The organism is Streptomyces sp. NPDC005706 (genome assembly GCF_040631045.1).
GTDB lineage: Bacteria > Actinomycetota > Actinomycetes > Streptomycetales > Streptomycetaceae > Streptomyces.
In genome coordinates this window covers 160641-172347 of the sequence record NZ_JBEXYS010000016.1, presented here as the reverse complement: position 1 = coordinate 172347, position 11707 = coordinate 160641, and the positions used below count along the sequence as shown (strand labels likewise).

The window sequence follows — 11707 nt, the reverse complement described above, 5'->3', positions numbered from 1 at the left end:
GTCCTTCTTGGCGTGGGACTTCCCCAGCACCATGACCAGGCCCGCGATGATCACGAACAGGGTTCACGTGAAACACCCACCAACGGCCGTTTTCACAGCTGCAGCTTGAAACCGACGTGGGAGGGGGTGAAACCGAGCCGCTCGTAGAAGCGGTGGGCGTCGGTGCGGCTGATGTCGGAGGTCAGCTGCACCAAGTGGCAGTCCTGTCGCCTGGATTCCTCGATCGCCCACTCGACGAGCTGAGTACCCAGGCCACTGCCACGCTCATCGGCGTGGATGCGCACGCCTTCGATGATCGAGCGGGTGGCTCCCCTGCGGGAGAGGCCGGGAATGATCGTGAGCTGGAGCGTGCCGACGACCCGGGTGCCGCGCACCGCGACGACGAGCCGCTGGTTCGGGTCCGCGGTCAGCCGCTCCAGGGCTGTCAGATACGGCGATAGGTCGTTGGGCGACTCGCGCTGGGCTCCGAGTGGATCGTCGGCGAGCATGGCCACGAGCGCGGGCAGGTCGGATGCGGTCGCCCGGCGTATCTCAAGATCTCCCATGTCCGAACCCTATGCGGGTACGTTCAGGGACTCCACGACCCTCACCAGCGGGGCCAGCTCCGGGTTTCTGGCCGCCTCGTCCAGGGCTTCGCGGAGAGCGGCGTCATTGGTGGGACGCGCCTCGTCCAGCAGCCTTAGACCCGAGTCGGTGACGTTGGTGTAGATGCCGCGACGGTCGGTGGGGCACAGGTAGCGCTCCAGCAGGCCGCGGTCCTCCAGGCGGGTCACCAGCCGAGTGGTGGCGCTCTGGCTGAGGACAACCGCGTCGGCGACCTGCTTCATCTGCAGATGACCGCCCTCGCCCTCGTGCTGGCGGCTGAGCACGTCGAGCAGGGAGTACTCGCGCACGCTCAGGTCGTGCTTCGCCTGCAGGGCGCGTTCGATGTGTGCCTCGATCCTCCCGTGCAGCAGGGAGAGGGCGCACCAGCCCTGGGCGAGGGCGGTGAGCGCGGGGTCCGTCGCTGTCATTGGGGTGTTCCTCCGTCCCGGGGCGGCTGGATCCAGGGTAGAGCATCTCTGCAATAGCCTGCGCTTGCATTTAGCCAGCGTCTGCAACTATTGTGAACGCACGCAAAGCGCTCCTGCAATCGTTTGGGAAGGTTACCCCCACATGCCTCTCGCGCTTCTGGCTCTCGCGATCGGGGCCTTCGGAATCGGGACGACCGAGTTCGTGATCATGGGCTTGCTGCCCGAGGTCGCGGGCGACTTCGGGGTCTCCATCCCCACGGCCGGCCTGCTCGTGACCGGATACGCCCTCGGCGTGGTGATCGGCGCCCCGCTGATGACCGTGCTCGGCACCAAGGTCCCGCGCAAGCGGATGCTGATGCTCCTCATGGGTCTCTTCATCGTCGGCAACCTGCTCTCCGCGGTGGCCCCGGCCTTCGCGGTCATGCTCATCGGACGTGTGATCGCGTCCCTCGCCCATGGCGCCTTCTTCGGCATCGGCTCCGTCGTCGCGGCCGAACTGGTGACTTCCGACAAGAAGGCCGGGGCCATCGCCATGATGTTCACCGGTCTGACCGTCGCCAACGTCGTTGGTGTCCCACTGGGCACGCTGATCGGCCAGAACGTCGGCTGGCGCGTCACCTTCGGCATCGTCGCCGCTCTGGGTGCCATCGGCCTGGCAGGCATCGCCCGGCTGGTGCCGGACCTGCCGCGGCCGGAGGGCGTGCGTCTGCGTCATGAGCTGGCCGCCTTCAAGAACGTCCAGGTGCTGCTCGCCATGGCGATGACCGTCCTCGGCTTCGGCGGGGTCTTCGCGGCCATCACCTACATCGCGCCGATGATGACGCACGTCGCGGGCTTCGCCGATGGATCGGTCACCTGGCTGCTGGTCCTGTTCGGTCTCGGTATGGTCGGCGGCAACCTCATCGGCGGCAGGTTCGCCGACCGCGCGCTGATGCCGATGCTGTACGTCTCCCTGGGCGCGCTGGCCGTGGTCCTCGCGCTGTTCACGCTCACCGCGCACAACAAGATCGCCGCCGCGGTGACCATCGCTCTGATCGGCGCCCTCGGCTTCGCGACCGTCCCCCCGTTGCAGAAGCGCGTCCTCGACCAGGCGCACGGGGCTCCGACGCTCGCGTCGGCCGTCAACATCGGCGCCTTCAACCTGGGCAACGCCCTCTCCGCCTGGCTCGGCGGCATGGTCATCGCGGCAGGCCTCGGCTACACCGCTCCCAACTGGGTCGGTGCCGCCCTCGCCACGGGCGCCCTGGTCCTGGCCGTGGTCTCAGCCACCCTCGAGCGCCGCCACGGCACGCGCGGCACAGTGGTCGCTTCGGCGGCGCCCACCGGGCAGCGGACCCCGGTCCACCACTGAGCCCGTCCCGGCCACCGGACAGCACGTCCGTACCCGGCTGTCGCCCGGGACACCGGGGCGCGAGCGCCCCGGCCCGTGCGGCATCACGTCACCTCACGCACCACCGCACAAGGAGAACGCTCCCCATGAGCACCACCACCGTCGCCCCGCTCACCATCGAGGACGCCGAGCTGCTCGTCGCCTCAGCACGCCGCGCTGCCGAAGAGGCCGGGGTCACCGTCAGCGTCACCGTCCTGGACGCCGGCGGCCACCTGCTCGCCTTCCGCCGGGACGACCGGGCGGTCCTGATCTCCGGTGAGACCAGTACTCGCAAGGCTTACACGGCGCTCCAGCTCAATGCGGCCACCGCCGACCTCGTGGACGCCGTACAGCCGGGTGGCCCCTTCCACACGCTGCCCACCGCCCTCGACCGTCCGCTGCTCTTCATCGCTGGTGGTCTCCCCGTCCACCGGGACGGCCGCCTGATCGGCGCGATCGGTGTCGGCGGCGGCGCGCCCGAGCAGGACCACGGTTTCGCCGCCGCGGCCGTTGCGGCACTCGTCTGACCACCCACCCCGTCCGGCGGCGTCGGCCCCCGCTCTGGAGCGGGGGCCGACGCTCAGCCCGCGGCCACAGTCAGCGGCGCGACCCGACGCCGCCAGTCCCCCGGCAGTTCCGTGATGCCGTAGGTCATGACGGCGTTGACGGCCACAGAGGCCAGTCCTCGTGCCCTGGCCCAGCTCAGCAGCTCCTCGTGCCGTACATCGATGTCGGTGCGCAGTGGGCGGTGCGTGTGGGCCGCGAGCGAGGCGATGAGGGCCTTGGCTGTCTCCGTGTCCCGGGCAATCAGCGGGCCGACGACATGGGTGTCCATGTTGGGCCACGCGGCCGTGTAACCAATGATCCGGCCGTTCTCCTCGGCCACGCGCAGCTGGTCGGCGAAGGAGGGGAGACGGGTGATGAGGGGAGTGCGGTCGGTGCCGAACGCCTCCTCGTCGAGCTGGAGGATCGAGGGCAGGTCCTCGGCGACGGCCGGCCGTGTAGGGACGCGGGATTCCGTGCCGCCGGGGGTGAAGTGTCCCCTCAGCATCTCCGACCGGCCGGTGACCTTGAAGCCCAGCTCCTCGTAGAGCGGACGCCCGAAGGGTGTGGCGAACAGAGTCAGCGGGGTGGTGCCCATGAGCGATACGACATGCCGCATCAAGCGGCGTCCTACCCCCTGGCGGGCATGGCGTCCGGCCACGAGGACCATGCCGATGGCGCCGAGTTCCGTGCGTTCCCAGGAACCGTACTCCGTGACGACACACGCGGCGACGAGGCCGCCGTCGGGGTCGTCGATGCCGTAGCCCTTGCCGGCCGTGAGGAGGAAGCCCCACTTGTGTTCCTCACGTGGCCACCCCCGGTCCTCGGACAAGTCGGCGCAGGCGGTCAGATCGTGGAGCGTCAGACGTCGAATGGGCAGGGAGGCGAGTGAAGGAGTCGGCACGCAGGTCAGGCTGTCCGACCAGCCCCTCGCTCGTCCACCGGTTTCAATGCGGACGTGGACGCTTTCGGCCCCGTCTTGACCCGTTCATGCGGGCCCGGGCGAACGCAGGCGTTTCACGTGAAACATCGGTGGGCCACGGCCACGTGCCGGGGTGGCACTCCCGCATGCGCCGTGCGGGCTATCCGAGGTCGGGGGCGTGCATGGCACGTACGCCCTCGATATTGCCGTCCAGGTAGTGCCGCAGTGACAACGGCACGAGGTGGACGGAGGCGATGCCGACGCGGGTGAAGGGAACACGGACGATCTCGTACTCGCCCAGAGGTTCATCCATCTCGGGGCCATGGCGCAGCGACGGGTCCATGGACTCCAGTCGGCAGACGAAGAAGTGCTGCACCTTCACGCCGGTCGCGCCGCCGTCCTCGCCGATGTGCTCCACCGTGTCCACGAAGCAGGGCACGACATCGGTGATCTTGGCGCCGAGTTCCTCGTACACCTCTCGGTGCAGGGCGTCGACGACGGTCGGGTCCGTGGCTTCCACTCCGCCACCGGGGGTGACCCAGTAGGGATCGACGCCGGGCTTGGTGCGCTTGATCAGGATCAGGTCGTCACCGTCGAGCAGAACGGCGCGGGCGGTGCGCTTGACCACGGGTCGGACGGTCATGGAGGAAATGTGGCCCGGCTCGTTCCACGTGAAACATCACGCCTTCGACACCGCTCGAGTGCGAGCCGTGAAATCGGGCCGGCTGTCTCAGTCCCAGCCGTTCGCGGCCTGCTGGAGCCACTCGTGCGCCCGGGCGATGTGCGGCATGGCGAGCGTGCCGGTGCGTGCGGTCAGGAAATAGGTGCGCAGAGGCGGCACCGGGGGGTCGTACAGAGTCGTGATCTCGCCGCGGTCCAGGGCGGAGGCACTCAGATAGCGGGGCAGTACCGCGAGTCCGGCGCCCGAGATCGCACAGGAGAGCACGGCACGCAGATCGGGAACGATGACCGTGCCCGAGGCGGCCGGACGGGAGTCGAAGACGGAGGCCCAGTAACGCGAGACGAACGGCAGGGACTCGTGGACCTCCACGACGGGCAAGTTCTCCAGGACCACTGCCCCCTTGAGGTGCAGGGCTCCGGGTCCGATCCGCTCGGCCCAGCGGGGGGCGGCGACCAGCACGTGCTCCTCGTCGCAGAGCGGGGTCGCGGTCAGCAGGGCGCCGCGCGGCTGGGCGGTGCTGATGGCCAGGTCGTGGTGTCCGGCGGCCAGCCCTTCCAGGGCCTCCTCCGCGGTGCCGAAGGAGGCGCGGAGAGCGAAGCCCTGGCCGTTCTCGCCGGTCAGCCGGGTCAGGGCGGGAAGGGCGCGCTCGGCGGTGAACTCCGGCGGGCCGACGAGGTGCAACGTCCCTAATGAGGACCCGTCCTCCGGGGCGCTCTCGGCTATCTCGACCAGGGCGTCGAGGTGAGGTGCGGCCTTGTGGGCGAGTTCGTCGCCGATGGTCGTCGGCGTCACCCCGCGGGCCTGTCTCAGGAACAGGGGGCGGCCCAGCTGCCGCTCCAGAGTGCGGATCTGGGAGGTGACGGCCGGCTGGGAGAGGCCCAGCAGGGCCGCGGCGCGGGTGAAGGAACCGGCCCGGTGCACGGTGACGAAAGTGCGCAGCAAGGCCAGGTCCATGGCGCGCCCTCCCCTTTCCCTGCCCTCTTCGAGCCCCCGGGCAGGCACCAACTATAAATAAGTCGATAGGTCTCTGTCGCTACCGTGATTGGACACTGACAGAGAGTCAACTAGCCTTGGTCGGGCGGTTCTTCGCGCGCAGAACCGAGGACGGTCCGAGCCACGAGGGGGGAGGCTCGGACCGTCTACCGATAGGGATCGTCGCCGCCAACCGGCTCACTCGGCCGACTCGTCGAGAGCGCGCAGCACGTCCGCCACCAGGTCCTCGGGGTCCTCCGCGCCGACGGACATGCGGATGAAGCCCTCGGGGACCGCGTCCCCGCCCCAGCGGCGGCGGCGCTCGGCCGTGGAGCGCACCCCGCCGAAGCTCGTCGCGTCCTCGACCAGGCGCAGCGCCTCCAGGAACCCCTCGGCACGCGCGCGCGTGGGCAGCGTGAAGGAGACCACACAGCCGTAGCGGCGCATCTGCTGCGAGGCGACCTTGTGCGAAGGGTCGTCGGGCAGCCCCGGATAGCGCAGCCCGGAGACCTCGGGCCGCTGCCGCAAGGCCTCGGCGACCGCGAGCGCGGTGGCGTTCTGCCGCTCGACGCGCAGCTGGAGCGTGGCGATGGAGCGGTGGGCGAGCCAGGCCTCCATCGGCCCGGAGATCGCTCCCACGATCTTGCGCCACCGGCGTACGGCGGCCATCGCCTCGTCGCCGCGCCCGGCCACGTAGCCGAGCAGGACGTCACCGTGTCCGGTCAGCTGCTTGGTACCGCTGGCCACGGAGAAGTCGGCACCCAGCTCCAGCGGACGCTGGCCGAGCGGGGTGGCGAGCGTGTTGTCGACGGCGACCAGGACGCCCCGCGCGTGCGCGGCCTCCACCAGCCGCCGGATGTCGCACACGTCGAGCCCCGGGTTCGACGGCGACTCGATCCACAGCAGCCGCGCACCGTCGAGGATCTCGAGCTGGGCGTCTCCACCGGTGGGCGCGGTGCGTACCTCGACGCCGTACGCCTCCAGCTGGGCGCGGACCAGGGGCAGCACCTGGTAGCCGTCGGAGGGCAGGGCGACCGCCTCGCCGGCGCGCAGCTGGGAGAACAGCACCGCCGAGATCGCGGCCATGCCCGACGCGAACACGAGCGTCTCGACGTCGTCCCGTCCCGGTGCCTCCAGCTCGCCGATGGCGCGCTCCAGGTTGGTCCAGGTGGGGTTGTCGTCACGGCCGTAGGAGTACGGTCCCGTCACCTCGCCCGGCAGGTGGAAGTGCGCGGCGAACACGGGCCCGGGCAGGGTCGGCTCGTGCTTGACCGGCTCGGGCAGTCCGGCCCGTACCGCGCGCGTGCCGTCGCCGGTGCGGTCCGCGCCCTTGGTGGATTCGCTCATGCGATCCGTCCCTCCAGTTGTTCCCGTACGGCGGCGAGCAGACCGGTGCTCGCCGCCTCCACCATCTCAAGGCATTCCTGGAAGCCGTCCGGCGCCCCGTAGTACGGGTCCGGCACGTCCAGGTCGTCGCAGGTGTCCCCGGGAGTGCCGGCCGGCGTGGGCCGGCCGGACGAGGGGTGACCGTAGGAGCGCAGCAGGCGTACCTTGCGGGCGTCCTCCTCGCTGGGCGCGAGACGGCGCAGGGCTTTGAGGTGGCCGGTGTCCAGGGCGATCACCAGGTCGAGGCGGGCGAACCAGGCGGGCTGGAACTGCCGTGCGACGTGCTCGCTGCGGTAGCCGTGCTCGTCCAGGACCGTGACGGTGCGCGGGTCGGCGGCCTCCCCCTCGTGCCAGTCGCCGGTGCCCGCGCTGTCGATCTCCACCCGGTCCCCGAGACCCGCCTCCTCCACGCGCGCGCGGAAGACGGATTCGGCCATCGGGGAGCGGCAGATGTTGCCCGTGCACACGAAACAGACGCGGTAGGTCATGGCGAGCTCAGTCCTCGTCGGGCAGGACGAGGTTAAGCGCCCAGGAGACGACGGAGATGATCAGTCCGCCGAGCACGGCCGTCCAGAAGCCCTCCACGTGGAAACTCAGGTCGAGCTTGCCGCACACCCAGGAGGTCAGCAGCAGCATCAGCGCGTTGACGACCAGGGTGATCAGCCCCAGCGTCAGCAGGAACAGCGGGAAGGTGAGCACCTTCACGATCGGCTTGACCAAGAAGTTGACCAGGCCGAAGATCAGCGCGACGACGATCAGGGTGCCGGCCTTCTTGCCCGTGCTGTCACCCGTGAGAGTGATCTTGTCGAGCAGCCAGACGGCGATCGCGAGAGCGGCCGCGTTGGCGATCGTCTTGACTACGAAATTCTTCATGTGTCTGATCGTGGCAGACCGGATCCAGGGCTAGCAGATGCGAGGGCGGACAACGGCGATGAAGGCATTCCGGCTGGACGAACTGGAGGCGGAGCGCGCCGCCAACGAAGGGGCCTACCTCCAGTTCCTGCGGGAGCGGAACATGTCGGTCGGCCTGTACGCCCTCGACGCCGGCGAACACGATCCGCAGAAGCCGCACAATCAGGACGAGGTGTACGTCGTCGTCAGCGGCCGCGCGTCGATCACGGTCGGCCTGGAGACGACCCAGGTGGCACGGGGCAGCGTGGTGTACGTACCGGCCGGAGTCGCCCACAAGTTCCACCACATCAGCGAGGACCTGAGGGTACTGGTCGTCTTCTCTCCACCCGAGGCCTGAGCTTCGGGCTCGGGGTTCCCTAGGGGTCGGGTCAGGGGAGGACAAGGGGTGCGAGGCGCCCGCAGGCCCCCTCGGCGGCCCTAGCATCGATGGCAGACATCGGGACTGTGTCCAGGACAGAGCGCAGGACGTCGTGGACGCAACGGAACGCAAAGGACGAGGGCAATGCGAGAGATCTTCGCGGGGCTGCCGTGGTGGGTGAAGTGGGTCGCGGTGCCGGTCATCGCCCTGGTCGTGTTCGGCAGCCTGATAGCGACCGTCATCGGCTTCGTGATCGGCTTGCTCTTCAAGGCGCTGGTCTTCGTCGCGCTGGTCGGCGGGCTGATCTACGTCGTACGCAAGTTCATGTCGAACTCCTCGTCGCGCAGCGATTGGTGAGGGGCGTGGGAGCCGGTGACCGGTAACGGAAATCACCGGTTCCCTCGGGGGAGGGAAGTTTTCCCGGCAGGCCGTCCGCACGCGGTGGCGGACGGTTAGGTTCGGAACCCACGCGGGGCCGGGCCCCGCGCGCGGCACACACCCCCACCCGTGTCCCACCGCACGGGCTGCCCCACCCTCGCGCCCCCGGAGTGACCCTTGGCCACGGTTGACACCGCACCGGCAGAACCCCACGCACCCCCCGTCCCACCGCGACCGTGCGTGCCCCATGGGCAGCGGCCCCGTGCGGCGGCCGTCCCGGGACAACCGCGTCCCGCGACCGGCCCCGGACGCGCACGGCCCCCGGAGGTTCCGGAGCAGCCGCAGGCGGCGACCCTCATCGGCTCCGTCCAGCGGGCGATGCGCCTGCTGGAGACCGTCGCGGTCCACGAGTACGGCGCCCCCGCCAAACAACTCGCCCGCGAGACCGGCCTCGCCCTGCCCACGGCCTATCACCTCCTGCGCACCCTGGTGCACGAGGGCTATCTGCGCCGCGACAAGGGACTGTTCTTCCTCGGTGACGCGGCCGAGCGGCTGAGCAGCAGCGGAGCGCAGCAGAAACGTCGCAGCACGGTGGCCGACACTCTCGCGTACTGGCGCGACAGCATCGGGGCCCCGGTGTACTACGCCATGTACCAAGCCGGCGAGATCGAGGTCGTGTGCGTCGCCGACTCGCGGGAGACACCCGCGGTCGAGGAGTGGGCCGACTTCCGCGAGACCGGGCACGCCCACGCGATCGGGCAGTGCCTGCTGTCCCAGTTGGACGAGGAGGCCCGACGGGACCACCTGAGCCGCTATCCGGCACGGTCCCTCACGCCGTACTCGGTGCGGGACAACCACACTCTCCTGCGCCGGCTGGCCAGGACGCCACGCATGGAGCCGGTGGTGGAGCGGCAGGAGTACGCGCTCGGAACGGTCTGTGCCGCGATCCCCATCACGGTCGGTACGACGGCGGCCGCGATGGCCATCTCACTCCCCGTACATCAGAGCGAACAGCTGCTGCCTGCCGCCCTGCGCCTGCAGGCCGGGATCGGGCGGCATCTGGGCGCGCTGTCGCTCTCTATCAGTATCTGAAAACTCACTCCTTGTGATCTGCCATGCACGTTGAGCAAGATTTGATGCACAGTCGAGGGGGATCATTCCCGGCCAGTCGACGTCATATGACGGGGTAGGCGATGCGCGAATCCGTACAGGCAGAAGTCATGATGAGTTTTCTCGTGTCCGAGGAGCTCTCCTTCCGCATCCCGGTGGAGTTGCGCTACGAGACCTGTGATCCCTACGCCGTACGGCTCACCTTCCATCTGCCCGGTGACGCCCCGGTGACCTGGGCCTTCGGTCGAGAACTGCTGATCGATGGAGTCGGCCGGCCGTGCGGGGAGGGTGATGTGCACATCGCCCCCGCCGACACCGAGGTGCTGGGGGAGGTGCTGATCCGGCTTCAGGTGGGCAGCGACCAGGCGCTGTTCCGCTCCTCGACGCCGCCGCTCGTGGCCTTCCTCGACCGCACGGACAAGCTGGTCCCGCTCGGCCAGGAGGGTGCTCTGGCCGACTTCGACGCCCACCTCGACGAGGCTCTGGACCGCATTCTGGCCGAGGAGCAGAGCGCCGGCTGAGGGACCGCGGCAGTGGGGCGCCGGACGCTGACGCACTGCCGCCCGGGCCTCCGCAGGAACGCTTCTTCGGCGGTGTCCCGGCCCTGACGCCCCATGCTCAGCGCTTGCGCCGCCGCCCCCTGCCGCCTCGCGCCGGAACGGGATGCGCACCGGAGCCACCGGCACCGGCCGGCCCGGGGCGGTCGGCCGACACCACCAGGGCGGCGAGGGCAGTGGTGACCGGAACCGAGGCGACCAGCCCGATCGAGCCCACCAGCGTGCGCACGATCTCCTCGGCCACCAGCTCGCTGTTGGCCACCGCGCCCACGCTGCTCTGCGCGATCGAGAACAGCAGGAGCAGCGGCAGGGCGGCACCGGCGTAGGCGAGCACAAGCGTGTTGACGACCGAGGCGATGTGGTCGCGGCCGATCCGGATGCCCGCCCGGTACAGGTCGCGCCAGCCCATCGCCGGATTCGCCTCGTGCAGCTCCCAGACCGCCGACGTCTGGGTCACCGTCACATCGTCCAGGACACCCAGCGAACCGATGATGACTCCGGCCAGCAGCAGACCGCTCATGTCTATCGACGGAAACAGACCGTGGATCAGACCGGTGCTGTCGTCCGTGTTGCCGGTCAACGCGGCCCAGTCGATGAACCCGGAGCCGAGAACGCCGATCAGCAGCAGGGAGGCCAGGGTGCCGAGCACCGCGACCGATGTACGCGCTGAAAGGCCATGGCACATGTAGAGCGCGATGAGCATGATCGCGCTAGCCCCGACGACGGCCACGAGCAGCGGATTCGAGCCCTGAAGGATCGCGGGCAGGATGAAGAACGTCAGCACCAGGAAGCTCACGGCCAGCGCGACCAGGGCCATGACCCCGCGCATCCGTCCCACCACGACGACGGCGAGCGCGAAGATGCCCGCGAGCAGCGCCATGGGGAACTTCCGGTTCACATCGGTCACGGAGTACTGCAGGTCCTTGGGCGCCGAGGGCTCGTAGGCGACCACGACCTTCTCGCCCTGGTGCAACTGCCGTGACTGGTCCGGCTGCACGATCTCGGTGAAGGTCCGGCCCTCGTCCTTGCCGGTGTCGACCCGGATCGTCGCCTTCCTGCAGGTGCCCTTCGCCTCGTTCTGTGCCGAGCCGTCACCTGGAGCGGAGGTGCCGCCCGCCGCCGTACCGCCCGATGCGTTGACCGACTTGCAGCTCAGCTCGACCACCTGGGTGACCGTGGCCTGCTGTGTCTGCCGGTCGAAGCCGACACCGGTGCGCTCGTGCGACGGAGCTCCTCCGGGCCACAGAATCATCAGGCCGACCACGACGGCGGCGGTGAACGGGACGAGGATCGCCGCGATGACCTTGCGCAGGTGCTTCGAAACGGGCGCGGCGGGCCCATGGCTGTGACCGTGTGAGTGGCCATGACCATGGCCTGGTTCGGAGCCCCCTTGACGCGGCGGCTCGGAGGGCGGGTAGGGGTGCTGTTCCGTCGTGGTCACCGCCCGATCATCGCAAGAACGAAGGGGGCCCTCTGTTCACCGCGCCCGAACTGACGCTAGCGTG

General features: G+C 69.5%; 15 protein-coding genes. 6 read left to right on the top strand and 9 right to left on the bottom strand.

The features are described 5' to 3' along the window. Positions 1-92: 92 nt before the first annotated feature. Positions 93-545 (bottom strand): GNAT family N-acetyltransferase, encoded by a 453-nt coding sequence (locus ABZ478_RS24885; RefSeq protein ID WP_359552837.1) that lies wholly within the window; start codon positions 543-545, stop codon positions 93-95. Between the two features lie 9 nt (positions 546-554). Beyond that, positions 555-1013, bottom strand: a complete 459-nt coding sequence (locus ABZ478_RS24880) for a MarR family transcriptional regulator (protein ID WP_359552835.1) — start codon at positions 1011-1013, stop codon at positions 555-557. Positions 1014-1155: 142 nt separating this feature from the next. On the opposite strand from ABZ478_RS24880, the gene ABZ478_RS24875 reads away from it, so the two are divergent. Further along, entirely contained in the window at positions 1156-2364 is a 1209-nt protein-coding gene (locus ABZ478_RS24875) for an MFS transporter (RefSeq protein WP_359552833.1), read from the top strand. 125 nt (positions 2365-2489) lie between these two features. Continuing rightward, complete coding sequence (locus ABZ478_RS24870) at positions 2490-2909, top strand: heme-binding protein (RefSeq protein ID WP_359552831.1); 420 nt, start codon at positions 2490-2492, stop codon at positions 2907-2909. 53 nt (positions 2910-2962) lie between these two features. Here the strand turns inward: ABZ478_RS24870 and ABZ478_RS24865 are convergent, their stop codons facing one another. The 6 genes from ABZ478_RS24865 to ABZ478_RS24840 all read right to left on the bottom strand — a co-directional run bounded on the left by ABZ478_RS24865 (position 2963) and on the right by ABZ478_RS24840 (position 7760). Continuing rightward, the gene (locus ABZ478_RS24865) at positions 2963-3829 is read right to left on the bottom strand and encodes a GNAT family N-acetyltransferase (protein WP_359552829.1); all 867 of its coding nucleotides are present in this window, start codon (positions 3827-3829) and stop codon (positions 2963-2965) included. A 178-nt stretch (positions 3830-4007) separates the two neighbouring features. After that, positions 4008-4490 (bottom strand): NUDIX hydrolase, encoded by a 483-nt coding sequence (locus ABZ478_RS24860; protein ID WP_359552827.1) that lies wholly within the window; start codon positions 4488-4490, stop codon positions 4008-4010. Between the two features lie 87 nt (positions 4491-4577). Next, positions 4578-5483 (bottom strand): LysR family transcriptional regulator, encoded by a 906-nt coding sequence (locus ABZ478_RS24855; RefSeq protein WP_359552825.1) that lies wholly within the window; start codon positions 5481-5483, stop codon positions 4578-4580. A gap of 216 nt (positions 5484-5699) precedes the next feature. Then, entirely contained in the window at positions 5700-6848 is a 1149-nt protein-coding gene (locus ABZ478_RS24850; RefSeq protein WP_359552823.1) for a cystathionine gamma-lyase, read from the bottom strand. After that, the gene (locus tag ABZ478_RS24845) at positions 6845-7375 is read right to left on the bottom strand and encodes a low molecular weight protein-tyrosine-phosphatase (RefSeq protein WP_359552822.1); all 531 of its coding nucleotides are present in this window, start codon (positions 7373-7375) and stop codon (positions 6845-6847) included. Before ABZ478_RS24845 ends, ABZ478_RS24850 begins: the two co-directional genes overlap by 4 nt. Before the next feature lie 7 nt (positions 7376-7382). Continuing rightward, positions 7383-7760: a phage holin family protein gene (locus ABZ478_RS24840; RefSeq protein WP_351661667.1), complete on the bottom strand. Its 378-nt coding sequence runs from the start codon at positions 7758-7760 to the stop codon at positions 7383-7385. 58 nt (positions 7761-7818) lie between these two features. On the opposite strand from ABZ478_RS24840, the gene ABZ478_RS24835 reads away from it, so the two are divergent. The 4 genes from ABZ478_RS24835 (at position 7819) to ABZ478_RS24820 (ending at position 10166) form a co-directional block, all read left to right on the top strand. Next, positions 7819-8136 (top strand): cupin domain-containing protein, encoded by a 318-nt coding sequence (locus tag ABZ478_RS24835; protein ID WP_132855170.1) that lies wholly within the window; start codon positions 7819-7821, stop codon positions 8134-8136. 165 nt (positions 8137-8301) lie between these two features. Beyond that, entirely contained in the window at positions 8302-8514 is a 213-nt protein-coding gene (locus ABZ478_RS24830; RefSeq protein ID WP_359552820.1) for a DUF5326 family protein, read from the top strand. A gap of 198 nt (positions 8515-8712) precedes the next feature. After that, positions 8713-9627, top strand: a complete 915-nt coding sequence (locus ABZ478_RS24825; protein WP_359552818.1) for an IclR family transcriptional regulator C-terminal domain-containing protein — start codon at positions 8713-8715, stop codon at positions 9625-9627. A 101-nt stretch (positions 9628-9728) separates the two neighbouring features. Beyond that, a complete protein-coding gene (locus ABZ478_RS24820) occupies positions 9729-10166 on the top strand; it encodes an SsgA family sporulation/cell division regulator (protein ID WP_143630291.1) in 438 nt (145 codons plus the stop codon). 97 nt (positions 10167-10263) lie between these two features. On the opposite strand, the gene ABZ478_RS24815 is transcribed toward ABZ478_RS24820, so the two are convergent. Continuing rightward, on the bottom strand, positions 10264-11643 hold the full coding sequence (locus tag ABZ478_RS24815) for a YibE/F family protein (protein WP_359552816.1): 1380 nt from the start codon (positions 11641-11643) through the stop codon (positions 10264-10266). Positions 11644-11707: the final 64 nt, after the last annotated feature.